Origin of the sequence: Gilliamella sp. Choc6-1, from assembly GCF_001690385.1 — a bacterium.
In the GTDB taxonomy this organism is placed as follows: domain Bacteria; phylum Pseudomonadota; class Gammaproteobacteria; order Enterobacterales; family Orbaceae; genus Gilliamella; species Gilliamella apicola_A.
Window position 1 is genome coordinate 113,876 of record NZ_LZHI01000066.1, and the last position, 26,935, is coordinate 140,810.

General features: G+C 33.3%; 21 protein-coding genes, 5 tRNA genes and 1 other RNA gene. 24 read left to right on the plus strand and 3 right to left on the minus strand.

The annotated features are described in order from the left end of the window. The first annotated feature begins 20 nt into the window (after positions 1 to 20). Entirely contained in the window at positions 21 to 1,475 is a 1,455-nt protein-coding gene (tldD, locus tag A9G36_RS08935) for a metalloprotease TldD (RefSeq protein ID WP_034943870.1), read from the plus strand. Positions 1,476 to 1,507: 32 nt separating this feature from the next. Continuing rightward, on the plus strand, positions 1,508 to 2,215 hold the full coding sequence (locus tag A9G36_RS08940) for a DedA family protein (RefSeq protein ID WP_034943867.1): 708 nt from the start codon (positions 1,508 to 1,510) through the stop codon (positions 2,213 to 2,215). Here A9G36_RS08940 and rnpB read toward each other — a convergent pair. Then, an RNA gene (gene rnpB, locus A9G36_RS08945) (RNase P RNA component class A) lies at positions 2,210 to 2,600 on the minus strand. The genes A9G36_RS08940 and rnpB overlap by 6 nt on opposite strands. A gap of 1,007 nt (positions 2,601 to 3,607) precedes the next feature. On the opposite strand from rnpB, the gene proQ reads away from it, so the two are divergent. From proQ to A9G36_RS10380, 13 genes are all read left to right on the plus strand, one after another. Beyond that, positions 3,608 to 4,168 (plus strand): RNA chaperone ProQ, encoded by a 561-nt coding sequence (gene proQ / locus A9G36_RS08950; RefSeq protein ID WP_065569414.1) that lies wholly within the window; start codon positions 3,608 to 3,610, stop codon positions 4,166 to 4,168. A 9-nt stretch (positions 4,169 to 4,177) separates the two neighbouring features. Next, positions 4,178 to 6,208, plus strand: coding sequence for a carboxy terminal-processing peptidase (gene prc, locus A9G36_RS08955; RefSeq protein WP_034943861.1), 2,031 nt, complete (start codon positions 4,178 to 4,180; stop codon positions 6,206 to 6,208). An 83-nt stretch (positions 6,209 to 6,291) separates the two neighbouring features. Further along, entirely contained in the window at positions 6,292 to 6,381 is a 90-nt protein-coding gene (gene cydH / locus A9G36_RS10045; RefSeq protein WP_176701033.1) for a cytochrome bd-I oxidase subunit CydH, read from the plus strand. Positions 6,382 to 6,438: 57 nt separating this feature from the next. Further along, a tRNA-Ser gene (locus tag A9G36_RS08960) sits at positions 6,439 to 6,526 on the plus strand. A gap of 153 nt (positions 6,527 to 6,679) precedes the next feature. Continuing rightward, a complete protein-coding gene (prmB, locus tag A9G36_RS08965; protein ID WP_051825038.1) occupies positions 6,680 to 7,573 on the plus strand; it encodes a 50S ribosomal protein L3 N(5)-glutamine methyltransferase in 894 nt (297 codons plus the stop codon). Between the two features lie 30 nt (positions 7,574 to 7,603). After that, positions 7,604 to 8,677, plus strand: coding sequence for a chorismate synthase (gene aroC, locus A9G36_RS08970; protein WP_034943855.1), 1,074 nt, complete (start codon positions 7,604 to 7,606; stop codon positions 8,675 to 8,677). Beyond that, on the plus strand, positions 8,674 to 9,426 hold the full coding sequence (locus tag A9G36_RS08975; protein ID WP_065569413.1) for a TSUP family transporter: 753 nt from the start codon (positions 8,674 to 8,676) through the stop codon (positions 9,424 to 9,426). Before aroC ends, A9G36_RS08975 begins: the two co-directional genes overlap by 4 nt. Before the next feature lie 267 nt (positions 9,427 to 9,693). Further along, the gene (locus A9G36_RS08980; RefSeq protein WP_034944753.1) at positions 9,694 to 10,617 is read left to right on the plus strand and encodes a LysR family transcriptional regulator; all 924 of its coding nucleotides are present in this window, start codon (positions 9,694 to 9,696) and stop codon (positions 10,615 to 10,617) included. 150 nt (positions 10,618 to 10,767) lie between these two features. Further along, the gene (gene rpsO / locus A9G36_RS08985) at positions 10,768 to 11,037 is read left to right on the plus strand and encodes a 30S ribosomal protein S15 (protein WP_034943850.1); all 270 of its coding nucleotides are present in this window, start codon (positions 10,768 to 10,770) and stop codon (positions 11,035 to 11,037) included. A gap of 304 nt (positions 11,038 to 11,341) precedes the next feature. Next, the gene (gene pnp / locus A9G36_RS08990; RefSeq protein WP_034943847.1) at positions 11,342 to 13,456 is read left to right on the plus strand and encodes a polyribonucleotide nucleotidyltransferase; all 2,115 of its coding nucleotides are present in this window, start codon (positions 11,342 to 11,344) and stop codon (positions 13,454 to 13,456) included. Between the two features lie 24 nt (positions 13,457 to 13,480). Continuing rightward, positions 13,481 to 14,332, plus strand: a complete 852-nt coding sequence (gene nlpI, locus A9G36_RS08995) for a lipoprotein NlpI (protein ID WP_034943844.1) — start codon at positions 13,481 to 13,483, stop codon at positions 14,330 to 14,332. A gap of 400 nt (positions 14,333 to 14,732) precedes the next feature. Then, positions 14,733 to 16,496 carry a DEAD/DEAH family ATP-dependent RNA helicase gene (locus A9G36_RS09000; protein ID WP_081296685.1) on the plus strand — a complete coding sequence of 588 codons (1,764 nt, stop codon included), beginning with the start codon at positions 14,733 to 14,735 and terminating at the stop codon, positions 16,494 to 16,496. 56 nt (positions 16,497 to 16,552) lie between these two features. Then, the gene (locus A9G36_RS10380) at positions 16,553 to 16,687 is read left to right on the plus strand and encodes a hypothetical protein (RefSeq protein WP_255305680.1); all 135 of its coding nucleotides are present in this window, start codon (positions 16,553 to 16,555) and stop codon (positions 16,685 to 16,687) included. A 20-nt stretch (positions 16,688 to 16,707) separates the two neighbouring features. Here A9G36_RS10380 and A9G36_RS09005 read toward each other — a convergent pair whose 3' ends face one another. Beyond that, positions 16,708 to 16,896: a hypothetical protein gene (locus tag A9G36_RS09005; RefSeq protein ID WP_065569412.1), complete on the minus strand. Its 189-nt coding sequence runs from the start codon at positions 16,894 to 16,896 to the stop codon at positions 16,708 to 16,710. Positions 16,897 to 17,612: 716 nt separating this feature from the next. Between A9G36_RS09005 and A9G36_RS09010 the strand changes: the two genes are divergently transcribed. The 9 genes from A9G36_RS09010 to A9G36_RS09050 all read left to right on the plus strand — a co-directional run bounded on the left by A9G36_RS09010 (position 17,613) and on the right by A9G36_RS09050 (position 24,776). Beyond that, complete coding sequence (locus A9G36_RS09010; protein WP_034943839.1) at positions 17,613 to 17,909, plus strand: YfcZ/YiiS family protein; 297 nt, start codon at positions 17,613 to 17,615, stop codon at positions 17,907 to 17,909. A 25-nt stretch (positions 17,910 to 17,934) separates the two neighbouring features. Further along, a complete protein-coding gene (gene sixA, locus A9G36_RS09015) occupies positions 17,935 to 18,378 on the plus strand; it encodes a phosphohistidine phosphatase SixA (protein ID WP_218055706.1) in 444 nt (147 codons plus the stop codon). After that, positions 18,357 to 21,833, plus strand: coding sequence for an exodeoxyribonuclease V subunit beta (recB, locus tag A9G36_RS09020; protein ID WP_065585646.1), 3,477 nt, complete (start codon positions 18,357 to 18,359; stop codon positions 21,831 to 21,833). The genes sixA and recB overlap by 22 nt, the downstream gene beginning before the upstream one ends. Before the next feature lie 549 nt (positions 21,834 to 22,382). Then, a complete protein-coding gene (locus A9G36_RS09025; RefSeq protein ID WP_051825037.1) occupies positions 22,383 to 22,997 on the plus strand; it encodes a TIGR04211 family SH3 domain-containing protein in 615 nt (204 codons plus the stop codon). Continuing rightward, positions 22,998 to 24,095, plus strand: a complete 1,098-nt coding sequence (locus A9G36_RS09030) for a CCA tRNA nucleotidyltransferase (RefSeq protein ID WP_034943828.1) — start codon at positions 22,998 to 23,000, stop codon at positions 24,093 to 24,095. 116 nt (positions 24,096 to 24,211) lie between these two features. After that, a tRNA-Met gene (locus tag A9G36_RS09035) sits at positions 24,212 to 24,288 on the plus strand. A 37-nt stretch (positions 24,289 to 24,325) separates the two neighbouring features. Further along, a tRNA-Leu gene (locus A9G36_RS09040) sits at positions 24,326 to 24,410 on the plus strand. Between the two features lie 24 nt (positions 24,411 to 24,434). Further along, positions 24,435 to 24,509 (plus strand) — tRNA-Gln (locus A9G36_RS09045). 192 nt (positions 24,510 to 24,701) lie between these two features. Next, positions 24,702 to 24,776: transfer RNA gene (locus tag A9G36_RS09050), tRNA-Gln, on the plus strand. A gap of 425 nt (positions 24,777 to 25,201) precedes the next feature. On the opposite strand, the gene A9G36_RS09055 is transcribed toward A9G36_RS09050, so the two are convergent. After that, entirely contained in the window at positions 25,202 to 26,002 is an 801-nt protein-coding gene (locus A9G36_RS09055; protein WP_065574225.1) for a YdgH/BhsA/McbA-like domain containing protein, read from the minus strand. Positions 26,003 to 26,935 lie beyond the last annotated feature (933 nt).

The following is a 26,935-nucleotide window of genomic DNA, read 5'->3' on the forward strand; positions in this document are numbered from 1 at the left end:
AATTTAAATTGAAGGAATTTATGATAGTAACTCAAGTTAGTGAACGACTACTTAATCCGAATAATCTAAGCCAACAAGATATATTTCGTTTATTGGATATACTGAGTTCGAGGCAAATTGATTATGGTGATTTATATTTTTTATCAGGATACTATGAAAGTTGGTCGCTTGAAGATGGCATTATTAAAAATGCTACTTTTCATCGTGATCAAGGGGTAGGTGCGAGAGCTATTATTGGGGAAAAAACAGGTTTCGCTTATACTGATCAGCTTTCTTTAAAACGTTTGGAACAAAGTGTACTGGCAGCTAATTCTATTACTAAACTAAAAACGCCAATGGCTATTACGCCATTAAAAACAATAGATGTAACGCCAATATATCAATCATTAAACCCGATTAATTCATTTTCTCAAGAACAGAAAATTGCGTTATTAAGGCAAATAGATCAATTAGCCCGTTCAATCGATTCACGAGTTATTGAGGTTTCAGCTAGTTTGACTGGTAGCTATGAAGATATATTAATAGCAGGGACTGATGGAACATTGTGTGCAGATATTAGACCATTAGTGCGTTTATCTATTTCTGTTATTGTTGAACAAGATGGTATACGTGAACGAGGTAATAGTGGCGGCGGGGGACGTTTTAGCTACGATTACTTTTTAATGAAAAATCCTAAAACGGCAGAAAGTTATGCTGATAGCTATACTCGTGATGCTGTAAAACAAGCACTGATTTCATTATCAGCTATACCAGCACCTGCAGGTTCAATGCCAGTTATTTTAGGCGCGGGTTGGCCTGGTGTATTATTACATGAAGCGGTAGGGCATGGTTTAGAAGGCGATTTTAATCGCAAAAATAGTTCTGTTTTTTCAGGGAAAATAGGAGAAAAAGTTACTTCAGAACTTTGCACTATTGTAGATGATGGTACGATTAGTAATCTTCGTGGCTCTCTCACTATTGATGATGAAGGCACACAAAGTCAAAAAACAGTGCTCATTGAAAATGGCATTCTTAAGGGGTATATGTTTGATAAACTGAATGCTAAATTGATGAATACACATTCAACTGGCAATGGGCGTCGTGAAGGGTATGCATGTTTACCTATGCCCAGAATGACAAATACCTATATGTTGCATGGAAATTCAAGTTTTGATGATATTATTAGCAGTGTTGAGTATGGACTTTATGCACCTAATTTTGCCGGTGGGCAAGTGGATATCACATCTGGCAAATTTGTCTTCTCTGCATCCGAAGCCTATTTAATTGAAAAAGGCAAAGTAACTAAACCAGTTAAAGGCGCAACATTGATTGGTTCAGGTATTGAAACTATGCAACAAATATCAATGGTGGGCAATGATCTTGAATTAGATCCAGGCATAGGTGTTTGTGGTAAAGCAGGGCAAAGTATACCAGTAGGAGTTGGGCAACCTACTTTAAAAGTGGATAATTTGACGGTTGGTGGTATTATTAACTAATAATAAAAATACATAGTGGGATATCAAAATAAATGGAAACAATCATTACACTTTATCAAGCGTTTGTTAATATGGACATAGCAACACTCTCAAACCCTAATGTTTTATGGTCATTATATGGCATGTTATTTGTGATCATTTTGTTAGAAAATGGTCTTTTGCCAGCAGCTTTCTTACCAGGTGATAGTTTACTGTTTTTAACAGGAGTGTTAATTAGTCTAGATGTCTTCCATTTCGGTCTAATTAATGTGATTTTAATTGCTGGTGCTGCTCTGGGAACTTGGTTAGGGTATGCTCAAGGGTTGTGGCTTGGTAATACGAAAATAGTAAAAGGTTGGATGGCGAATTTACCCGAAAAATATCATCATAAAACAGAACTATTATTCCATAAATATGGGTTACAAGCACTATTTATTGGGAGATTTATTGCTTTTGTCCGTACATTAATGCCAATGATGGCTGGCTTATCAGGGCTACACAGTCGAAAATTTCATATTTATAATTGGGTGAGTGCGACATTATGGATCTTTTTAATTGTCACTTTAGGTTACCTATTTGGCTTATCGCCAATTTTCAAGACTTATGAAAAACAAATTATGTCATTATTGATGATAATTCCTGTGTTTTTATTAGTTTTAGGATTACTTTTTTCAATTTGGCTTGCTGTCAAACGTTCATTAGCTAATAAAAAACAATCTAAAGTCACATCAATTAATAATAGAAAAAAAATAGAAAAGTGAAATTAACCGATAAGCCGGGTTCTGTCGTGGACAATCATTCCTCTAGGCTAATGCTCACGCATTAGCTCAAGCAGTCTACCCGGATTCAACGCGGGCCGCGTTAATGAATCCCTATTTGACCTTGCTCCGAGTGGAGTTTACCGTGCCGCAACTGTTACCAGTTACGCGGTGCGCTCTTACCACACCCTTTCACCCTTACCTGATCTTATAAATAAGCCATCGGCGGTATACTTTCTGTTGCACTAGTCGTAAATTTTCGCTATCGCAAAAACTTCCCAGGCGTTACCTGGCACTCTGCCCTATGGAGCCCGGACTTTCCTCCCCTTTGTTTATTTCACTATTTTCACAAGGACAACAACAAAGCAGCGATTGTCTGGTTAATTTCATTAATAAGTATAACGAAATGAATTATTTTGTCCAGAATTGTATTTTAATTTAAAGGGTATGTGTAATCTACGAACGATAAAATATACAGTAAGTCTAAAAACTATTTTTTGCATTATCAGTAAAACTTAATAGACCACAGCAATAAGAATTAATCAAAATATTTCTTATGAAAATTAAAAGATCTAGTCTACCTTTGATGATGCCGCATTATATTTCTATTAGAATAAATTGAGCGGCTAAAATTTTCCTATTATTCATGGGCTTATTGCGCTTCATATATCAATTATCTTCTTGATAATTTGTTTTGTTACTGTATTGATATAATCACTTAGTCAAATTTTTGAAGTATCTAAATCAAAGTATAATGAAATAAAAAATTCTTTTTTCGTATATAGTTCAACAAACGCAGTTTCTAAAAGCTACCGAATCAGAACCTTATTATTGGGAGTAGTTAAAACTATGCCGTTTCTTCGTCAATTTATTAATTATTTTATATATGATAAGCTTCAAAATTACTAAATTAGCCAATTTTAGTATTAAAATTGGTTAATTACAATAATTGGTCACTTAATGAGTGTATTGACATTTCCTTAATTTCTCAAAAATTTTTTATTGTTTGAAAAGTGGAGCAATTAAAATGAGAAGATGATTATAGTACAAAGAACTGTCAACTATTTAGGGATAATTACGATAATATGAAGTATCGATTGAAAAACAAGAACTGAAAATTGAACATTTTGCAAATGTACTAGCGATGAAGCTAAAACTTCTGAATATTATATTGGTAGTTTGCTTTTTATAGTAAAAATTATTATTTATTAAATAAGAAATAATAAGTTATGTTATATCGGCTATTGAGCAATTAATAATTACTTAATTGTTAATGCAAAACAGTGTTAATGATTTTATTACTTTTATAAACAAAAAATAAAAGATAATTAGTGTTATTGTGAAAGCTACGCTATACTTTAGCGCTATAAAATTTTAGCCACGACGGAAAAACGAATGGAAAACCAGTTTCAATTAACAAATAGTAAAGAAATTATTGCTTATTTAGCTCAACAATTTCCTAATTGTTTCGCTATTGAAGGGGAAGTTAAACCATTAAAGATTGGTATTTTTCAAGATATTCTTTCTCGTTTAAACGGGAAAGCAGAATTAAGTAAAACAAAACTTCGAGTTGCATTACGTACTTATACAATGAGTTGGCGTTATTTATATAGTATAAAAGTTGGTTTGCATCGTGTTGATTTAGATGGGAATGAGGGAGAGTTAATTACCCAAGAGCAAATGGAATATGCTCAACAGCAGCTTAAAGAAAGTAAAGAGAAGGTTAAAGAGCGTTTAAAAGAGCAAGCAAAAGAGAAACGCAAAACAGCTCGCTCACCATTAAGAAAAGCTAAAAATAACGCTAAAATCCTACAAATTGGTGATTTTGTTAAAGTAATTTTAGGTAGAAAACTACTAACAGTCCAGATTCTAAAAATAGAAAAAGAGCATATAAAGGTAAAAGTCGGCTCTGGAATGGAATTAACAGTTAAACCTGAGCATATTATTAATAAATAGAGAATACAAATGAATAAATTATTAAAAGGAATAATTAAATTAAGTTTTGTATTGTTTATTGTTAGCCAAGGTGCTCAGGCCAAAACGCCTTCAATAGAACAATTACCAATATTAAAACAAGATCAGATTCATCAAATTGTTACCAATCGCGTAACAAACTATTTTACGCAATCACATTATCGTAATTTCCAATTAGATGGTGCATTTTCAGCTAAAATCTTTGATCGTTACTTTAAATTATTAGATGGAAGCAAGACTTACTTTATACAAAGTGATATTGATAGTTTTCGAGGTAAGCAAGAGTATTTAGGGGAAGAATTGTTAAACGGCAATTTAACCACCGCTTACGATATTTATAATCTTTCAATTCAAAAAAGATACAATCGATATAAATTCGCGCTTGAAGTTTTACAAAAACCTATGGATTTTTCGGTGAAAGAAAGTATCAATTTTAAACGAGATGATATTTCATGGGCAACAACTGAAAAAGAGCTCGATACTTATTGGAATAAACGCGTGAAATATGATGAGTTAAATTTGTCACTGTCTGGAAAAAGCGAAAAAGAAATTCGAGACATTTTGACTAAACGTTATACTCGAGTATTAAAAACATTAATTCAATCAAAAAATGAAGATGCATTTCAAATATTTATGAATGCTTTTGCTAGAGAAATTGATCCACATACAAGCTATTTAGCACCACGTAAAAAACGTGATTTTGATTCAGAAATGAGTTTATCAATGGAAGGTATTGGTGCCACACTAAGCCAACAGGAAGATTACACAGAAATTATGTCTTTTGTAACAGGTGGTCCTGCCGAAAAGAGTAAACTATTAGCTGTAGGGGATAAAATTATTGGCGTGGGACAAAGTAATACGCCTATTGAAGATGTTATTGGTTGGCGTTTAGATGATATTGTTGACAAAATTCGTGGACCAAAAGGCACGGTAGTTAAATTGGAAATTTTACCAGCTGGTAACAATAGTAAACCTAAAGTTGTAGAAATTACTCGTGATAAAATTCATTTTGAAGATCGTGAAGCAAAATTAACTATTATTGATAATATTAGAGGAAAAGTTGGGGTTATTGAAATTCCTAGCTTTTACATAGGACTAACAGAAAAAGTTAATTCATTATTGACGCAAGCTAATAAAGATAATTTAAAAGGTCTTGTTATCGATTTACGAGATAATGGTGGGGGTTCATTGGCTGAAGTAATTACTTTAACTGGATTATTTATTGACTCAGGACCTGTTGTTCAAGTTCGTGATAATCTACAAAAAGTGACTATTTATGATGACAAAAAGAAAGGAATAAAATATTTTGGTCCAATTGTTGTCTTGATTAATCATTACAGCGCATCGGCTTCTGAAATATTTTCGGCTGCTATGCAAGATTATGGTCGAGCATTAATCGTTGGCGAAACCACTTATGGTAAAGGTACAGTACAAACATCTCGGAATATTGCTTATCCAGTAGATGCGAGATTACATCCTAATTGGCCAGAGCTCGGTGGTGTTCAATATACGGTTCAAAAGTTTTATCGCATTAATGGCGGTAGTACTCAACTTAAAGGCGTAGAGCCAGATATTGAAATGATCAACACCAAATATATAGATGAAACTGGTGAAAGGTTTTTAGATAACGCAATGCCATGGGATAAAATACAGCCAGCAAAATATTCTATTATTGCAAATATAAAGCCATTTTTATCAGAGCTAAAATCTCAGCATTTGGTACGAATTGCAAAAAATCCTGAGTTTACCTATATTGGAGAAGATATCAAACAATTTAATGATAAAACAGAAGCCCAATATAGTGTGTCTTTAAATAAAATAGAGCGCGAAGCAGAGCAAAAAAGCAATGAAGATCGTGATTTGAAAAGAATCAATGAGCGCTTAAGTAGAGCAGGTCTTCCTATAATTGCTAAAATGGATGATCTTCCTAAAAACTATAAGCGACCAGATGCCTATTTAGATGAAGCAGTTGAAATGTTACTTGATTTTGCACCTAAATATTTGGGTATGAAAAATCAATAAATAGATAATGCTATAACTTCATTTAATGCGTCAGTTAAATAGGTTACTTAAGCTAAACCAGTAAAATGAGTGGAGATACAGATATGAATATAGATCTAAAATATGCATTAATTTCAGTACTGGTTATATTAGGTATTATTGCGGCTTTTGGTATTATTGTTTGTACCAATTAAAATACTTGATTAATTATCTTATGATCATTATAGTATGCAGTCTTCTATTAAAGAATAGGTGAGGTGTCCGAGTGGCTGAAGGAGCACGCCTGGAAAGTGTGTATACGGCAACGTATCAAGGGTTCGAATCCCTTCCTCACCGCCATTAAAATTAAGTCATTGAAGGATGATAGGATCATCTTGTTCACTGTGAATATCAGATATAGCTTTTAATATTATTTTGGCAATATACATCTTGTATATGTAAGCTACCTGAAATGACAAGTTATTCCTTTCTCCTCGATTATTGGGAGCACTAATGGAAAATTTATGTACTGTTCAGGATTTTATACGCTGGACAACTTCACAATTTAGTCAATCGGAAATTTATCTTGGGCATGGTACCGATAATCCTATTGATGAGTCAAAACAGCTTATTTTAGGTAGCCTTGGTCTATCGTTATTTATTCCACCAGAATTTTATAATGCAAACTTAACTAATAACGAAAAGCAGCAGCTATTCGATATTATTCAAAAACGAATTAAAGATCGGGTGCCAACTCCATATTTAATTAATCAAGCTTGGTTTTGTGGGCATTGTTTTTATGTTGATGAACGAGTTTTAATACCCCGTTCTCCAATTGGAGAATTAATTAACAATCAATTTCGCACACTATTATCTAGTGATCCTGTAAATATTTTAGATTTATGTACAGGTAGTGGATGTATTGGCATTGCTTGCGCTTTCGCTTTTCCCAAAGCTCAAGTTGATATAACAGATATCTCATTAGAAGCATTAGATGTTGCTCAGACAAATATCGAATTACATGAAATGGATTTTCAAGTAATACCAATCCAGTCCGATCTATTTAATGATATTCCACCAAAAAAATACGACCTTATTGTTTCAAATCCTCCTTATGTTGATGATGAAGACATGAGTGATCTACCTGTAGAATTTTTGTATGAGCCAAAATTAGCTCTAGAAGCTGGATTTGATGGATTGGATTTAGTTAAACGAATTTTAAACGATGCAGTAAATTATTTAGCTCCAAATGGAGTATTAGTTTGTGAGGTGGGTAATAGTTGGATAAGTTTGCAAAAACAATACCCTAACGTTCCTTTTAATTGGATTGATTTTGAACATGGTGGGCATGGTGTTTTTTCAATTACACTTGAAAATCTCATCCAATATCATGACTATTTTAAATAAGCTGTTTTCAATAATTGGAATAAAATTATTATGGCTGGAAACTCAATTGGAAAGTTATTTAAAGTGACTACTTTTGGTGAGTCACACGGGATTGCTTTAGGATGTATTGTTGATGGTGTACCTCCTGGACTAAGTTTGACGGAATCCGATATGCAAAGGGATCTCGATCGTCGTCGACCTGGCTCATCACGTTATACCACCCAACGCCGCGAAGCAGACCAAGTGAAAATTTTATCGGGTGTTTTTGATGGAATAACAACAGGTACGAGTATTGGTTTAATAATTGAAAACATGGATCAGCGTTCACAAGACTATAGCCAAATTAAAGATATTTTTAGACCAAGTCATGCTGATTTTACTTATCAAAAAAAATATGGAATACGTGATTATCGAGGTGGTGGAAGATCTTCTGCTCGTGAAACGGCGATGCGTGTTGCTGCTGGCGCAATAGCTAAAAAATATTTGCGTGAAAAGCTTGGTATCGAAATTCGAGGTTATTTAGCTCAAATGGGTGATATTGAATGTGAGTTAAGCGATTGGCAACAGGTTGAGCATAATCCATTTTTTTGTGCAGATGAAAGTAAATTAGAATTACTTGAAGAGTTACTCAGAAATTTAAAGAAAGAAGGCGACTCGATTGGGGCTAAAGTTTGTATTGTTGCTGAAAATGTTCCTATTGGATTAGGTGAACCAGTATTTGACAAACTTGATGCAGATCTTGCACATGCGTTAATGAGCATAAATGCAGTAAAAGGTGTTGAAATTGGAGATGGTTTTGCTGTTGTTAATAAGCGTGGTAGCGAAAATCGTGATGAGATTACGCCACAAGGCTTTCTTTCTAATCATGCCGGTGGCATTTTGGGGGGAATTAGTACGGGCCAAACTATTTTGGCTAATATCGCTTTAAAACCGACACCAAGTATTGGTCTAGTAGGTCAATCAATCAATATTTATAATGAATCAGTGGAAGTTAGTACTCGTGGTCGACATGATCCTTGTGTAGGAATTCGAGCTGTACCAATAGCCGAAGCTATGGTAGCTATTGTACTTATGGACCATTATCTTCGCTATCGTGCACAATGTAATGATGTAAATTCGTTATGAATTATGAATTGTTTATTTTACTGTTCATAATTGCAACTTTAGCTGGTTTTATTGATTCAATTGCGGGGGGAGGTGGCTTATTAACCGTGCCGGCTTTACTTGCAGTTGGTCTGCCGCCCACAAGTGCATTGGCCACAAATAAATTACAAAGTTGTGGTGGATCATTTTCTGCTAGCTTATATTTTATTCATCAGCGTATGGTGGATATAATACAGCAAAAATGGGCAATTACTTTTGCTTTTATTGGCTCAGCAGTTGGTTCATTATTAGTGATGCATATCAAAGCTGACTTTTTAAAACTATTATTACCTATCTTAACCATTGGTGTCGGGATGTATTTTTTACTTTCCCAAAACATAGGGGAAAACGACTGTAAAAACCGGCTTTCACTCATCCAATTTGCTTTAATTCCCGCTTTTAGCATTGGATTTTATGATGGTTTTTTTGGTCCTGGTGCGGGTTCATTTTATGCTTTAGCCTATATTACATTGTTAGGATTTAATTTAACCAAAGCAACGGCTCATACCAAAGTATTAAACTTCACCTCAAATTTAGCTGGTTTGCTGTTTTTTATTGTTGGGGGCGAAGTGATATGGTCAATTGGTCTTGTGATGCTAGTTGGTCAATTTATAGGCGCAAGGATTGGCGCTAAGATGGTCATTACTAAAGGTCGTAAACTAATCAGACCAATGCTAATTACTGTTTCAACGCTTATGAGTATCAAATTGATTTATGAAAACTTCTTTTAGTGTATTACCAGTTAAATAATGAGTATTTTGCTATATTTCAATATTAATTGTGTTTTGACCAATATAGCTAAAATAATTTTATAATTAAGTCCGTAGCTTCTTCAGCCATTTTTCTGGGCTTAATAGAAAGTAAATTATTGTTAAAAACTTTCAGGAAAAGATTCGATTGAGTATAAAAATGACAACAATTATTTACTTCAATTAAATACTATTTAGTATATATTTGTGTTAACTAAAATAGTTTATGTTACACAATTAACTGACATTATGAAACTTCAACAATTACGTTATATTTTGGAAATCGCCCGTTCAGGCTCGATTAATGAAGCAGCCAAAAATTTATACATTACGCAACCGAGCTTATCAACAGCAGTGAAAGAGCTAGAGAATGAATTTGGTATTGAAATATTTGTGCGCACATCTAAAGGTGTTTCTCTTTCCACTGATGGTGTTGAGTTTTTAGGTTATGCTAAGCAAGTTTTAGATCAAGCCGAACTATTAGAACAACACTATTCTAAAAAAGAGCCTTCTAAACAATTATGCAGCATATCAACACAGCATTATGCCTTTGCCGTTAATGCATTTGTTAACCTTATTAAAAAAAATCATACTGATGAATATGAATTCACGCTGAGAGAAACAAGGACTTATGATATTATTACTGATGTAGCAAATTTGCGCAGTGAGGTTGGAATTTTATATCTGACCGATTTTAATCAAAAAGTAATCTCACGTTTACTTAAAGAGCATCGACTAACATTCAACCCTCTTTTTGAGGTTGCTCCCCATGTATTTATTAGTACTAATCACCCTTTAGTAGCAATGAAGTCATTAACCTTAAATGATCTTGAAGATTATCCTTATCTATCTTTTGAACAAGGAGAGTATAATTCTTTTTATTTTTCAGAAGAGATTTTAAGTACGGTTTATCATAAAAAAAGTATACATGTTAGCGATAGAGCAACATTATTTAACTTATTGCATGGACTCAATGGTTATACAATTAGTACTGGTGTGCTAAGTACCGATTTGAATGGCTCAGACATTTTATCGATTCCTCTTGATGTAGAAGAAAAAATATTAATTGGTTGGATTACTTCACAAAAAGCACAATTGAGTATTTCAGCACAAAATTATATAGAAGCACTTAAAAAACTTATTCAAGAAGAATATGGTTTTGAACTTAAGTAAATCCTCGGTGCTTAGCGGAATCACATTGCTATTTTATTAAATTTGAGTATAATTGCGGACGGTTTATATATTTATTATATGAATACCGAGGTATGTCTGAATTAGAGATTGGACATCCCATATTTTATATTAATTTTTAAGAGGTTTATTATGTCTCTAACTGTAGAAACTAAAGCGAAAATCGTGGCTGAATTTGGTCGTGGTACTAATGACACTGGTTCAACTGAAGTTCAAGTTGCTCTTTTGACTGCACGTATTAATGACTTGCAAGGTCATTTTTCTGAACATAAGAAAGATCACCACAGCCGTCGTGGTTTATTACGCATGGTATCTAGTCGCCGTAAATTATTAGATTACTTACGTCGTAAAGATATTGATCGTTATAATCAATTAATTCAAAAATTAGGATTACGTCGCTAATTATAATCTACTTGAAAAGAGGCTTAGGCCTCTTTTTCTTGAAAAATATTGAGGCTTTGATCTAGCAATAAGCCTCAAAAAATTAATACTTTTATATAACACAACAAATAAAAGATTATATCTCATGTTTCGCGCGACTAATGAGAACTCTATAATTTATAGATTTGTCATTAGTCGTGACAGTGAAATAGTCTTTTTGTTGGTTATTCCCCACACTGTTGAAGTGAGTATCAATAAATTGAATTATTGTTACTTCCTTTCGAATTAAAAACTTCAACATATTAAATTACAAGAGGGCATTATTTTGTTTAATCCAACATATCAAAAATTTCAATATGGGCGTCATACAGTTACTTTAGAAACAGGGATTTTAGCTCGTCAAGCATCGGCGGCAGTCATGGTAAATATGGATGATACCGCAGTATTTGTAACTGTTGTTGCTCAAAAAAAGGTGAAGGAAGGCCAAGACTTTTTCCCTTTAACAGTTAATTATCAAGAACGTACTTATGCAGCTGGGCGAATTCCTGGTGGTTTTTTTAAACGCGAAGGTCGCCCGAGTGAAGGTGAAACGCTAATTGCACGTTTAATTGACCGTCCCCTTCGCCCATTATTCCCTGAAGGATTTGTTAATGAAATCCAAATTATTGCAACAGTTGTTTCGGTAAATCCAGATGTTAGTCCTGATTTAGTTGCAATGATTGGTGCTTCTGCTGCGCTTTGTTTGTCTGGAGTCCCATTCCATGGCCCTATTGGGGCAGCAAGAGTTGGATTGATTAATAATGAGTTTGTGCTAAATCCATCAGTGAAGGAGCTTGAAAATAGCCGTTTAGATTTGGTTGTTGCTGGTACTAAAAGTGCTGTATTAATGGTGGAATCAGAAGCTGATTTATTGTCAGAAGAGCAAATGTTAGCTGCAGTAGTTTTAGGGCATGAACAACAACAAGTTGTTATAGACAATATTAATGAATTTGTAGCTAAAGCAAATCGTGAAAAGTGGGATTGGGTGCCACCAGCTAAGAATGAAGCGCTATATAATGCTATTTCAGAACTAGCTAAAGATCGCCTTGGTGAAGCTTATCGTATTACTGAAAAACAAGCACGTTATGCAAAAATTGATTTAATTAAAGAAGAAGTTTTAGCTACACTAAAAGAACAAAATGACGAACTCGATGAAAACGAAGTGATTAATATTATTGTTGAGTTGGAAAGTCAAATTGTTCGTAAGCGTGTTATTGCTGGGGAACCACGTATCGATGGGCGAGAAAAAGATATGATTCGTGCGTTAGATATACGTACAAATTTATTACCAAGAGCACATGGTAGCGCATTATTTACTCGTGGTGAAACCCAAGCATTAGTTTCTGCCACATTAGGTACAGAGCGTGATGCACAAATTATTGATGAACTAACCGGCGAATATACAGAACGTTTCTTACTGCATTATAACTTTCCTCCATATTCTGTAGGTGAAACAGGTATGGTTGGGTCACCAAAACGTCGAGAAATTGGTCATGGACGCTTGGCTAAACGAGGTGTTGCAGCTGTAATGCCAAGCAAAGAAGATTTTCCATATACTGTGCGTGTTGTTTCTGAAATTACGGAATCAAATGGTTCATCTTCAATGGCTTCTGTTTGTGGTGCTTCACTTGCACTTATGGTTGCCGGTGTGCCAATTAAATCATCAGTTGCAGGAATTGCAATGGGTTTAGTGAAGGAAGGCGATAAGTTTGTCGTATTGTCTGATATTTTAGGTGATGAAGATCATCTTGGAGATATGGATTTTAAAGTAGCAGGTACACGTGAAGGTGTAAGCGCATTGCAAATGGATATAAAAATTGAAGGTATCACTAAAGAAATTATGCAAGTAGCACTTAATCAAGCGAAAGGTGCTCGTTTACATATTTTAGATGTAATGGATCAGGCGATTAATAAACCTCGCCAAGAGATTTCAGAATTTGCTCCACGCATTTACACAATGAATATTAATCCAGAAAAAATTCGTGATATTATTGGTAAAGGTGGTGCAACAATCCGAGCATTAACCGAAGAAACAGGTACCACAATTGAAATCACTGATGATGGTACTGTTAAAATTGCAGCATCAGATGGCAATAAAGCTAAAGATGCAATGGATCGTATCACTAATTTAGTCGCAGATGTTGAAATTGGAAAGATTTATACCGGAAAAGTAACCAGAATCGTTGATTTTGGGGCATTTGTATCAGTTATTGGTGGTAAAGAAGGTCTTGTTCATGTTTCTCAGATTGCAGATCACCGAGTTGAGAAAGTCGGTGATTATTTAAAGGTAGGACAAGAAGTGAATGTCAAAGTATTGGAAATTGATAGACAAGGACGAATCCGATTAAGTATGAAGGATGCAATAGAAACACTACCGGAAGCTGTGCACTCTGTAGAATAAAATATTACTCACTAGGAGTTAAATATGAGATTGTTTAACCTGAGGATTGTATGCTGTCTACTTGCTGTTATACTTTTGTCAGGTTGCACTAATTCTCTACCTATACTAGCTATTCCTGAGCAAGTTTCTTATGATAATGAATTAAGAGTTGCTCAGATAAGCCAGCAGTTATCTCGAAGAAATATTAATACAACCACAAGGATGCAACTTATTTTTGAGAGGGGAATTATTTATGACTCCTTAGGTTTTAAAGCGTTTGCACAAAGTGATTTTTCTCATCTACTTAGTTTTAACCCAGAAATTCCAGATGTATATAATTTTCTAGGAACTTACGCATTAAGAGAAGGGGATTTTGAAGTTGCTTTAATATCATTTAATACAACGTTAGAATTAGACCCTACTTATGCTTATGCTTATTTGAATCGAGCAATTACATTGTATCGTACAGGACATTATCAAGCAGCAGATTATGATGCAATTAAATTTTATCAATATGATATAAATGAGCCGATCAGAATTTTATGGCTTTATCTAATTGAAAAAGAGATTGATGATAAAAAAGCCTTAAATATGCTACAAAACCGTTATAATCTGATAAATGACAAAACGATTTATAGTAGTAACATTATTGCATTTTATTTAGGCAAAATTTCCGAATCTAAATTAATGCAAAATATTCAACGGGGCGTTGAAAATAATCGGCAATTAGCCGAGCGTCTTTGTGAAGTATACTTTTACTTAGGTAAGTATTACCAGAGTAAAGGTGATAAAGAGCGTGCCAAAATGTTATTTAAATATGCTTTAACGAATAATATTTATAACTTTGTTGAACATCAACAGGCACTCTATGAAGTAAAGTTACTTGAAGAAAAGTAACAAGGGTCATGCCAGTTTTAAAAGTGAAAATATTGTTATAAATTAGTTCTGATTTGCCATTAATAGTATCTTAATAAGATTTGTTGATATTATTAGTCGGCTTTATCCAAATTTAGATCAGAGTATGGAACAGGTTTTATATTTGTCCATGTAACATTCACAACTTTTACTAATTTAATCAATATTCGTAGTTAGTTATAGTAGTGAGTTGTAAATTTTCAATTTAGTGAGCTGGCATTATATTCATGTATACTTTCTTTCGTTAGAAAATTACGAAATAATATTTGTTATTAGATTGGTTAAAGCTAATCACAATTATTCGAGCTATTGATAAATAGTAGTAAGGCAGTACTTTAAGAAAGCAAGTATATATATATCTAGTTTTTATAAGCGAGTTTACATGACAAAAGAAGTTTCTTTTATTGACCTTGGATTATCCAAGGATATCCTTAATGCATTAAATGATCTTGGTTTTACCAAACCATCACCAATCCAATCTGAGTGTATTCCTTTATTATTAGAGGGTCACGATGTATTGGGAATGGCTCAAACAGGAAGTGGTAAAACAGCTGCTTTTTCGATTCCTTTCTTAATGAATATAGATCCAAATCTAAAAGTACCACAGCTTTTAGTGTTAGCACCAACACGTGAACTAGCTATTCAAGTAGCAGATGCCTGTTCGGAATATTCAAAATACATGAAAGGTGTAAAAGTGCTTGCTCTGTATGGTGGGCAGCGCTACGACGTACAATTACGAGCTTTGAAACAAGGTCCACAAATTGTGGTGGGGACACCAGGCCGTTTACTTGATCATTTAAATCGTAAAACTTTGGATCTTACTAGTCTTAAAGGATTAGTACTCGATGCAGCTGATGAAATGTTAAGAATGGGCTTTATTGATGATGTTGAAAGTATTATGGCTACGATTCCCGAAGATCATCAAACTGCGCTATTTTCTGCGACTATGCCAGCTCCAATTCGTCGTATTACTAAACGATTTATGCATAACCCTAAAGAAGTACAAATCAAGGGAACGAATCAAACAGCACCTGATATCGAACAAAGCTACTGGTTAGTTCGAGGAGTGCGTAAAAATGAAGCTATTATTCGTTTCTTAGAAGCGGAAGATTTTGATGCAGCGATTATTTTTGTTCGTACAAAATCAGCAACGTTAGAAGTGGCTGAAGTTCTTGAGAAACATGGTTACAGTTGTGCAGCATTAAATGGTGATATGACACAACAATTACGTGAACAAACACTAGATCGTCTTCGTAGTGGTCGTTTAGATATTTTAATTGCGACTGATGTTGCAGCTCGAGGCTTAGATGTTGAACGTATTAGTTTGGTTATCAATTACGATATTACTTTAGATTCTGAATCTTATGTACACCGTATCGGACGAACAGGACGAGCTGGTCGTGCAGGACGAGCTATTTTATTTGTTGATAGCCGTGAGCGCCGTTTACTTAAAAATATTGAACGAACAATTAAAAAAACAATTCCAGAAGTGGGATTACCTTCTAAAGAGTTGCTAGAAAAACGCCGTTTAACCAAATTTGTTGAGCAAGTGCAAAAGCAACTTCAAAGTAATGATTTAAATCAATACCAGAAATTGTTAGCGCAAATACAAGCTGATAGCTGTGCAGATTTGGAAACAATTGCAACTGCTTTATTAAAATTAGCACAAAGCGAACGACCATTAATTCTTCCTCCTGACCCAGTGTTTAAATCTTCTCATGAAATACGTGATCGAGATAGCTGCAGTGGTGAGCATCGTTTACGTGGTGATAATCGAGAATTACCAAAACGTCGCGAACGCCGCGATGTAGGAGATATGGATATGTATCGTATCGAAATTGGTAAAGAAAATGGAGTCGAAGTCCGTCATATTGTTGGTGCAATTGCTAACGAAGCAGATATTAGCAGCCGTTATATTGGTAATATTAAACTATATGACACTTATTCAACGGTTGAGTTACCAAAAGGAATGCCAAAAGACATCTTAAAGCACTTTGAAAAAGTACGTATACTTAATAAGCCAATGAAGATGAGTTTAGTTGGTGGCACTTCCAGTGGAAAACGAAATCGTAGAGCCAATAAATCAGAAATATCTGATAATGGTTTTACCAAAAAGCGTATTCGCCCACCAGCACCTAAATTTTAATTTTATTAACTACTATCTAGAGTTTATATGGGGTTGCGGTAATTTTGGGGCATGTGATGCATGTTTTAACTCATCAAGTGGTAATTCAATACCCTGTAAGTTATCTGCCCTATCAAAATAAAAGTGTTCATGCTAGCCTTTATAGCTCAGCTCAACCGGTAATTGTCCATGGTTATACGGTTGGTGGCTGATGCTACTTAGTCGGGCTTTTTTAATCGTGGGTTAAAATTTTCAGCCCTCTGTAGTTGTCGCTCATTTTGCCAAGCTTATCGGCAACATTATATTGATCATGACATTCAAACGGTTTGTTTTGGTCGCCTTTGATCTTGACTTTTTGATTAAGCAATCGAACACGGCTATAAAATTGTTGATGACAATTGAGTTCACCAAATCGCCCCATGTTACGGGTGATTTCATTCCTTTCATGCCAAAACTGTGAGTCGACAGTGCTTGACTGTTTAGGTCGATTTGGTTTGCTTCATTACCACGGCAACTTGATACAGTTAGGGGGGAATTGCACTGAGTGATCATAATGTAAATTTTATCCATTAATTTTCAAATTAATTTTAATTTTGTCGATTGTTGAAAACTCTACAGTATTTAATCTAGCAAATTGGATAGATATAACATCAGCCGAATAAAAAGATTCATATAAATGATATGTGTTTGTTTATACCTTAAACAATAAAAATATATAGTATGTATTGTACTAATTGATTGTTGGCAACCGAACCTATTATAGTTAATTGAAAAGTTTTGTATATTGATAAAAAAGATTTTGTCATACTAAGTACGGCTGTGGTGATCACAGTCGCATCTAAGTTTTTCATAAAAACGTCGTTGAGACTAAAATTGCCATTTTATGAATATGGCTATTTTATTATTATAGAAGAAATATTAATAAAAATATAATTTTTACGTCTTATATGATATGCCACAAAGATCTAATTTTAAAAAGTAATTAATCATTACGTTAATTGTAAAAAAGAATATTCAACTACCTGTATAGTAGAAAATTAATATGTGATTAATCGAAAGTAATTATTATCAGAATTTTGCCCTTATTTATGATTGAGAGTATACTACTAACAATAAAAACGTAAATAGAGGTGTAACATGTCAGATTCTCAAAGCAAATGTAAAGCAAATGAAACTCCTGCTTGTTGTTGTGTGGATGTAGGTACTATTATTGATAATGAAAATTGTAGTGCTGAATATGAGCACGTTTTTGCAACAGAGTCAGAAGCTAAAAATAAATTAGCATTATTAACACAATCTGCAAAAGATGTAGAAACCGAACCGTGTGAAATCACCAGTAGCATCGAAAAAATAGAAAGTGGTTTTAAATTAGCTGCTAAATTTACATTTTGTTGTGGCGCTGAATGTATGATTTTTCAATTAAAATTACGTTAATTGAAAATTAATGAAAGTTTGCATTATGAGGCATGGCGAAGCAGGGTTTTCTGCTTCCACTGATTCGGAGCGAGCGCTGACTACGTATGGCATTAAACAGTCAAATCAAGTTGGACTATGGCTTAAGCAGCAAAATTTTCAATTTGATTTAGGCTTAGTAAGTCCCTATTTACGTGCACAACAAACACTATCGGTGTTATCATCAAAGGTGAGTGTTTCAAAAATTGAAACGAATAAATTGTTAGTTCCAGGTGGTAGCCCATCACATATTGTTGATTTATTAATTATGTTATTGTCACAAAGTTTTGAAAATATAATAGTAGTATCTCACTTGCCGTTAGTAGGATATTTAATTGGCGAGCTATGCCCGCAAGCTCTGCCATCTATGTTTTCAACAGCGGCTATTGCCTGTGTGGATTTGTCTTCAAATGCAGCTGGGAAGCTTGAATGGTTTCATCAAGTAGGATAAAAAAACTCAACCTTTTTGATTTACCTTTAACAGGTCGAACCTTAATTGAAGCATCGGCAGGCACTGGTAAAACTTATTCTCTCGCTTTTATTTATTTAAGGCTATTGCTTGGTATTGGTCAAAATAGTTATCCAAAACCTTTAAATGTTAGCCAAATTCTTGTTGTAACTTTTACAAAAGCAGCAACTCAAGAACTTCGTTCTCGCATTAGGCTAAATATTCAAGAATTAAAAATAGGGTTACAGCAAGGGCATCATAAAGATCCTATTTTTCAACAATTAATTGAGTTAATTGTTGATCGTCAATCAGCTTTGCAGAAACTAAATGACGCTCATCAATCAATGGACGATGCAGCAATTTATACTATACATAGTTTTTGTCAGCGCATTTTAACCAGTCATGCTTTTGAATCTGGTGTTCTATTTGAACAAAATTTTGTTGCAGATGAATATCAACTACAATTGCGTGTAGTGCAGGAATTTTGGCGTCGCTATTTTTCGCCACTTGATAAATCACTGGCATATTTAATATTTGCTACGTGGCAAGACCCAAAAAGCTTATTGAAAGATATCACACAATATTTAAATTTAGAACAACATGACAGTGATGAAATTAATTTTGATATTGTTTCAAAAATACACACCTTTTATCAAAAAAAATTGACAAAGATTAACGAGATAAAACATGAATGGTTAACATCAATCGAAGAAATTACTAGTATAATTACACAGTCAGGGATAAATAAACAATCATATAGTATCCGAAATTTACCTAATTGGTTGGCTAAAGTATCTCAATGGGCAAATAAAGATACCTACACATTTGAATTGCCCAATGAACTGGAAAGGTTTAGTCAGTCTGTCTTAACCGAAAAAACAAAAAAAGGAAAAATCGTCCCTTGTCATACTATTTTTGAAAAAATTGAGACATTATGTAAACACCCGATAGATTTGCGTAGCCAAATATTAATGGATATTGTGAAGGTTATACAAAAGGGAATTTATGACGAAAAACTCAAATACGGAGAGATAAGTTTTGATGATCTTATTTGGCAACTTAATCGTGCTTTATGCAAAAAAACAGGAAAACGGTTAGCTCAAAGTATTGCAAAAAAATATTGTGTAGCCTTAATTGATGAATTCCAAGATACTGATCCTCTTCAATACCAAATTTTCAATCGTATTTATGATAGTCAACAATCTGATTGCGGCTTGCTATTTATTGGTGATCCGAAACAAGCTATTTATAGTTTTCGCGGCGCTGATATTTTTACTTATTTAAAAGCCAAGCAGTCAACTGGTGAAAATTATTTTACAATGGATGTTAACTATCGTTCATCCGCACCGATGATAAGTGCTGTTAACCAGTTATTTGCTAATCATGATAATCCGTTTATCTTTAAAGACATTCCTTTTTTACCAATGAACGTAGCAAAGCAGAATGAACGAAAAGCCTTATTAATTAATAATCAAGAGGCTAGTGCATTCACTGCTTATTTATTGCCTGATGATATTTCTACCAATGACGAATATCAAGAGTATATGGCAGGTTGTTGTGCTAAACAAATTGTGAAATGGTTATCTGATCCTTCGATATTAATCAATAATCAACATGAATTACGTCCTGTTACTACTTCTGATATTGCTATTTTGGTTCGTACTGGACGTGAGGCTGAGATTATACGTCAAAAATTGTCGGATTCTGGTATCAAAAGTGTTTACTTATCAAATCATCGTAGCGTTTTTTCTTCAGCTGAAGCAAAAGATGTTCTTTGCTTGTTACATGCAGTATTAATGCCTGAAAACGAATCAATGTTAAGATTGGCATTAATGACCTCTCTATTTGGGCAAACGATGTCTGAGCTTGAACAAATCACTGATGACCAAGATAAATGGGAAAGTTTAGTAGAAGAGTTTAAACAGTATCAAGTTGTTTGGCAACACTATGGTGTATTTGTTATGCTGCGCCGAATGATGAAAAAACGTCATTTAGCTGAAGATATTTTAGTTCGCCAAAATGGTGAACGTATATTAACTAATTTAATGCATTTGGGTGAATTATTGCAAGAAGCAGAAAATGAATTAGATAACCCTCATTCGTTAATAAGTTGGTTAAAAAAACAAATTGTAAATCCTGATTTGAATTTAGAAAATCATGAGCAGCGTCTTGAAAGTGATGAAAACTTATTAAAAATCATAACCATTCATAAATCAAAAGGTTTGGAGTTTCCGATTGTATGGTTACCATTTATTTCTATGTATCGTTCATCAGAAAGTCAATTTTATCATGATAAAAAAAATGACTATCAGTTAACATATGCTTGGTTATTAACAGATGAAATTAAAAAACAAATAGAAGAAGAACGCCTTGCCGAAGATTTACGGTTATTATATGTTGCTATGACTAGATCTATATATCATTGCAGTATTGGAATTGCTTTTTTAAATAAAAAACAATCAGCTATAAATCACCTATTAAAATATGATTTACGTTCGATTGCAAATATTGCTGATTTAGTAGATGTTCAATTGCCAATAGTAACTGAAAAATATGTTTCCCCTGTTTTAAAAAAAACATCATTATCTGCTAATGTTTTTTCACGACAGCTTTCAACTTGTTGGAGAGTAACTAGTTATACGGAATTACAAAAGCGTAATAATACCGCATTGGCTTATAATCCAGAACTCAATAATGACTGGGACGAATATCAACCACAATCAGAAATTACAAATTCAACTAATTTGCAATATGATATTCATCATTTTCCAAAAGGAGCCTATGTTGGTACATTAATGCATAGCGTTATGGAAAATCTTGCATCAGAAAATGTTGATGAATTATGTATTCAAATGTTGAAAAAACTTAATTTGGATACAGTGTGGAATGAACCTATCAAAGTATGGATGCAAAAGGTACTAACCACGAAACTTCATCAACCAAACTTAATATTATCAAATGTATTAATAGGAAAATGCATTAATGAATTACAATTTCATTTTCCAATTCGTGAAAAAATATCTAGTCAGCAATTAGATAGTTTATGTAAAGAATATGATGAACTATCAAAATTATGCCCTGAATTAGATTTTGGCACAGTACAGGGTATGTTAAAGGGATTTATTGATTTGGTTTTTGAATTTGAAGGTAAATATTATATAGTAGATTATAAATCAAATTGGTTAGGTAATAATGTATCATATTATGAGAAAAACGCGTTAGAAAAAGTAATGTGCGAGCATCGCTATGATTTACAATATCAATTTTACAGTTTAGCTTTACACCGCTTTTTAAGAAGCCGAATTACAAATTATCAATATCAAACTCATTTCGGTGGTGTTTATTATCTATTTCTGCGAGGAATGCCTGAACAAGGTATCTTTTTTCATCGCCCTAAACAAGCATTTATAGAAAAACTTGATAAGTTATTTGATGGCAATGCCATAAAAATAGTGTAATAGGCAAAAAATAAGATACTAATTGAGATTCTTGTTTTTTATAGATTATAAATTTTCTTTATCAACATTTTAAGCTCACCTATAGTTATAACGCTTATTGGTCAATAATAATTTGGGTATATTTTGGTGTCCAAAAATTATTATTAACAATCGTATTAATTTATTGATAACTATTTGATTTTATTTTTAAAAATAGTTAATTGCATATTCCTCCACATCTATGTATTAAATCATAAGAACCAAAAGCTTTTCACAGTTCAACTCACGAAAATAGGTTGTTTTTTTAATTTGGATATAAAGTTAATGATAATTTAAACTATAACCTGATTTATTACTTAATGAGCAAATAATGTATGGTAACGATCACAATAATTTACTTGTTAATAACTATAATATTTTTTGATTGATATCTCATAAAAATGTAATCGATTTCATTTAAGTATATTTCATAACTCAGGTTCTACCTACATCAATTGTAAAATGATTGTGCGAAAAGATATTTTTTTATGTTATCATGTAAATTATTTACGGATGATTGTTTGAAATATAATGAAAAAACAGAATATTATTACTTTATTTTCTTTTATTATGTTGGCTTCAAATGCTAATGCAGTAGATAAATATGTGGCAGATGAGGTTGATGTTTATTTACGCCGTGGTCCGAGCCAACAGCATGCAATTTTATATACGGTCAAAAGTGGAGCTAAAGTTACTGAGCTCGAAAAAAGTCCTGATGGAAAATATACACGTATCAAACTTAACAGTGGTAAAGTCGCATGGATTGAAACGAACAAATTAAATGACTATCCAAGTTATAAAGAACGAATCCCTGTTTTAGAAGCAAAAATCGCAGAATATAAAGACAAAGTAGATAATGCAGAAGATTATCATCAAAAAATGATTAGTGATTATGTTGAAAAGTTACAAACATCGGAAAAATTAATTGAAAACCTACAAAATAAAAATAATGAATTAGAAAGAAAGTTCAAAGAACAAGAAGTACAACTGGATTCAGCATTAAATCAAGTTGACGATAAACGGCGTGATTTAATTATTACTTGGTTTACTTATGGTGGTCTTGTTGCAGGAGGTGGTTTTCTCTTAGGGCTAATTCTACCTAATATTATGCCTCGTCGACGCAAAAAAGATCGTTGGATGCATTAAATGAGTAAAACCTATCTAGTTGGTGGTTCTGTACGTGATAATTTACTAGGATTACCAATTGCTGATCGTGATTGGGTTGTAGTCGGAGCAACACCCGATGAACTTGTATCACAAGGTTTTCATCAAGTGGGAAAGGACTTTCCTATTTTTTTACACCCGACTTCAAAAGAAGAATATGCATTAGCTCGTACTGAACGTAAATCAGGAAAGGGTTATACAGGGTTTACCTGTGACTTCGGTAAACATATTACCTTAGAGCAAGATCTCATCCGTCGTGATCTCACTATTAATGCTATAGCGATGGATGAAAATGGCAACATTATTGATCCTTATCATGGTGTTGATGATCTTCATCACAAATTATTACGTCATGTTTCTCCTGCTTTTCGTGAAGATCCATTACGTGTTTTACGTGTTGCACGCTTTGCTGCTCGTTATCATCAATTAGGATTTGTAATAGCCCAAGAAACAATGGATCTAATGAAAGAAATGGTATCAGAAGGGGAGGTTATATACCTTACAGCTGAACGAGTCTGGAAAGAAACTGAGAAAGCATTATCAACAGCAAACCCTCAGGTTTATTTTCAAGTGCTCGAACAATGCGGCGCACTTTCACTATTATTTCCATCTGTAATGCTAACAAATGATCTTCTTAATGCACTAAAAAAATCAGTATTATTGACTGATAATCTAATCATTCGTTTTGCTGTTTTATGTGGAAATATGGTGAATAGCACATTGGTTAAAACGCTATGTAATAAAATTAAAACACCAAGCCAATATACTAAAATTGCTATTATGGTACAACAATATCGAAAAAACGTGGAGCAAATACAACGACTAGAAGCTAGTCAAATTCTTAACTTACTAAATAATATTGATGTATGGCGTAATTCACAACACCTTAATCAATTGATTATTGCAAGCCAGGCTTTTTCTGAAACCGATTCATATCCCCAAGCTCAATATCTTGAAAATGCCTATAAAATAGCTAGAAGCGTGGATGTCCAAAATATTATTGCTGAAGGGTTCACTGGTAAAAATATTCAGCTCGAATTGCAAAAAAAACGAATTGAATTGTTATTAAACTGTATTTGATTGTAACTTAATCAGTCGCCACTTTTTTTCAAAATATCTTAAAAAAAGAGTTGACGATTTGCCGTAACACAAGCATAATGCGCCTCGCAGTGTTGGTTATGACGTTGCGAATAAATGGCTACGTAGCTCAGCTGGTTAGAGCACATCACTCATAATGATGGGGTCACAGGTTCGAATCCCGTCGTAGCCACCATGAAGATTAAGTAGTACTTTTATCGAAAGTGTTCAGTGCGGGTGTGGCGAAATTGGTAGACGCACCAGATTTAGGTTCTGGCGCCGCAAGGTGTGTGAGTTCAAGTCTCTCCACCCGCACCATTTAATCTTAGTATTTATCCTTTTTGGGGTATAGCCAAGCGGTAAGGCAGCGGGTTTTGATCCCGCCACGCCCAGGTTCGAATCCTGGTACCCCAGCCATTACAATGTTAGTATATTCAACATTACTCGATTCGGCATGATTTAAATTTTGGCATATTGCCCTAAACGCTGCTTAGCTGCTATTGTTGTGGTAGCGCCTAGTAGATAGATATGCTAATTCATAATTTAGTTTCGAAAGTTGTATGAGTTCAAATCTTACATTGTCCATACCAAGTGCCTTATTTTTTATATTGGGGTATAGCCAAGCGGTAAGGCAGCGGGTTTTGATCCCGCCATGCCCAGGTTCGAATCCTGGTACCCCAGCCATCATTATTTTTTGAATTATTCCTCTTGTGCTCATGCTAGCAAAAAATAGAACGCCTTGTTATATAGTTCAATATTTGTTTTAATTTTGAACTTTCATCATTATTAACATTATAGCTATTAATAGTAACATTTTCGAAATGAAAGGGCGTAATAGTACCTCCCAAACCATAATTAGGTTTTAACATTATAATTAATTGATTCAGTTTAGTGGTATATAGTAAGCTCTTGTCATAATCACGATTGCACTCAGCTAGCTGAAAAAATATCCGGTTTTATAAAATAAGAAGCGATACCATAAATAATTTTCAGTATAGAGCACCAAGTGCGTAAGCAGGATTACTAATCAATAGAAGATATAGTATGGTTATTTATTTCCACGTGATCATAAATGATTTCACACGTGGAAAATTACTATTGCAATAACATTATTTATATAAATTCACAAATACAGTTTGAGCAGTGCCTGCAGCATTTGATGTAACTTCTTTAACATAATAAAAATGAGCCCCATTAGCAATGGCATGCTTTTGTGCAGCAGAGCTTATTTCAGAAGTATTATTAAATACCCCATGGAAACTAATTGTGTTATAAGGTTTCATAATTTTGAATGCATCACTACTTAACTCATATGCATCTTCGCCTTCAATCGCCTTAGTAACAATATAATCTCTTACAGGGGCATCTTTTTTATATAAAGCTACCTCCACATCTTGCGCCAGATTTTGTAAATTAGCTGAAGTAATGGATGTAATGTAAAATGCATAAGCATTTTTCTCGGCAGCTATTTTACTTGCTTCGTTAGTAATTTCAGAAGTATTATTGAAATTGCCTTTAAATTTAACAATTTCAAATGGTAAATAATAAAGTGCTTTATTGCGTTCATATGCTACAATTCCGTTATAAGTTGTTTCATCTTTTTTTAATGTGATTGGCGCATTTGATTGATAAATATCAGCGTAAACAACAGCTAAATCAGCGGAATCTGTAGTAGTAGCATTTTCAATAGCTGTTATATGATAATATTTAGCGCCAGCTTTATCTGCTATTCTTGAAATATCATCAGCTGCGTTTTCTGCTTGTAAATAATTGCCTGTTACTGAGATTTCTTTCATTGGTACCAAATTACTACTTTCTTTTGCTGTTAATGGTTCTGCAGCATAAAGATTTACTACGGGAAAAGATAATAATGCAACTAATGTAAAAGATAATTTCTTGGAATGTTTCATTTTAGTACCCTTTGTTTTTAAGTGATTTAAATCAATATGTAACGCTTACTTAACGGGCAGATGAAGTGTCAATTTCTAGATACTATAGCAATCTGAAAGAATGCTCAGATGTTTGTCTATTTTCTGCTTATTAAAAGCGTTCGAACATAAAGTTGTTAATGAAAGATAATTAAACAACTTGTTATACATAAAAGAATTGTTGCGTGATACTCAAAGAATTTCGAAATGCAGTATCATTCTACAGTATTAGTAGTTAAATACGCAACAGGTTGTTAAAAAACTCTGTTTTATTTTGCGTACCTATAAAATTTATTATTAAAGTCAAATGAATCAAAAAAGCTAAGTTAGCAGTAGCTGTGATAAAAACATTTAATGTTTAGGCTGTTATATCCTAAATAATATAATCATTCATAATGATAAAAAATAAAATGAATAATCAGATCTTTTTCTTCATTCAACTTTTCGGTTAAGCAATCAATTAAATTAATAGAGTATTTGTAAAACAAGCTAATCCATATAGTAAATCAGTTTTCAAATTCACATAGATTTAGTTATATAGTATTCAAAATTGAAAGAATTAGAGCCCCCCATAAAAAGATAGGTGATCTTTGCTCATGATGTGATACATTAATTTCATTGATCTAATATTATGATTTGCTTTATTGGTAGAGCCAACGACTTAATTATTTCTCCTTTAATCATATATCAAATGTAATATTGATTGATTCTAGATATCTACTTAGTAAACAGATACCACTGAGTTACCTTTGTAGTATCTTTTGTCTTAATTAAAATAATAATTGCAATTGTTCATCGAAACTTACTATTGATAATAAAACAGATGCTTTATTATCAACATATTTAACAAAATTAATGTTATTAAACTGTTTAATAATTTTACAATTATTGTGAATAATAACTTAATTTATAGAT

What these genes read in the sequence shown, in the direction of transcription:
- proQ (WP_065569414.1), top strand. Translation starts at nt 3,608, where the DNA reads ATGGAAAACCAGTTTCAATTAACAAATAGTAAAGAAATTATTGCTTAT.
- prmB (WP_051825038.1), top strand. Translation starts at nt 6,680, where the DNA reads ATGGAAAATTTATGTACTGTTCAGGATTTTATACGCTGGACAACTTCA.
- recB (WP_065585646.1), top strand. Translation starts at nt 18,357, where the DNA reads ATGGTTTCATCAAGTAGGATAAAAAAACTCAACCTTTTTGATTTACCT.
- A9G36_RS08975 (WP_065569413.1), top strand. Translation starts at nt 8,674, where the DNA reads ATGAATTATGAATTGTTTATTTTACTGTTCATAATTGCAACTTTAGCT.
- aroC (WP_034943855.1), top strand. Translation starts at nt 7,604, where the DNA reads ATGGCTGGAAACTCAATTGGAAAGTTATTTAAAGTGACTACTTTTGGT.
- A9G36_RS09010 (WP_034943839.1), top strand. Translation starts at nt 17,613, where the DNA reads ATGTCAGATTCTCAAAGCAAATGTAAAGCAAATGAAACTCCTGCTTGT.
- A9G36_RS09025 (WP_051825037.1), top strand. Translation starts at nt 22,383, where the DNA reads ATGAAAAAACAGAATATTATTACTTTATTTTCTTTTATTATGTTGGCT.
- A9G36_RS08940 (WP_034943867.1), top strand. Translation starts at nt 1,508, where the DNA reads ATGGAAACAATCATTACACTTTATCAAGCGTTTGTTAATATGGACATA.
- tldD (WP_034943870.1), top strand. Translation starts at nt 21, where the DNA reads ATGATAGTAACTCAAGTTAGTGAACGACTACTTAATCCGAATAATCTA.
- A9G36_RS09005 (WP_065569412.1), bottom strand. Translation starts at nt 16,896, where the DNA reads ATGGGGCGATTTGGTGAACTCAATTGTCATCAACAATTTTATAGCCGT.
- A9G36_RS08980 (WP_034944753.1), top strand. Translation starts at nt 9,694, where the DNA reads ATGAAACTTCAACAATTACGTTATATTTTGGAAATCGCCCGTTCAGGC.
- A9G36_RS09030 (WP_034943828.1), top strand. Translation starts at nt 22,998, where the DNA reads ATGAGTAAAACCTATCTAGTTGGTGGTTCTGTACGTGATAATTTACTA.
- A9G36_RS09000 (WP_081296685.1), top strand. Translation starts at nt 14,733, where the DNA reads ATGACAAAAGAAGTTTCTTTTATTGACCTTGGATTATCCAAGGATATC.
- sixA (WP_218055706.1), top strand. Translation starts at nt 17,935, where the DNA reads ATGAGGCATGGCGAAGCAGGGTTTTCTGCTTCCACTGATTCGGAGCGA.
- A9G36_RS09055 (WP_065574225.1), bottom strand. Translation starts at nt 26,002, where the DNA reads ATGAAACATTCCAAGAAATTATCTTTTACATTAGTTGCATTATTATCT.
- rpsO (WP_034943850.1), top strand. Translation starts at nt 10,768, where the DNA reads ATGTCTCTAACTGTAGAAACTAAAGCGAAAATCGTGGCTGAATTTGGT.
- A9G36_RS10380 (WP_255305680.1), top strand. Translation starts at nt 16,553, where the DNA reads ATGCATGTTTTAACTCATCAAGTGGTAATTCAATACCCTGTAAGTTAT.
- cydH (WP_176701033.1), top strand. Translation starts at nt 6,292, where the DNA reads ATGAATATAGATCTAAAATATGCATTAATTTCAGTACTGGTTATATTA.
- nlpI (WP_034943844.1), top strand. Translation starts at nt 13,481, where the DNA reads ATGAGATTGTTTAACCTGAGGATTGTATGCTGTCTACTTGCTGTTATA.
- prc (WP_034943861.1), top strand. Translation starts at nt 4,178, where the DNA reads ATGAATAAATTATTAAAAGGAATAATTAAATTAAGTTTTGTATTGTTT.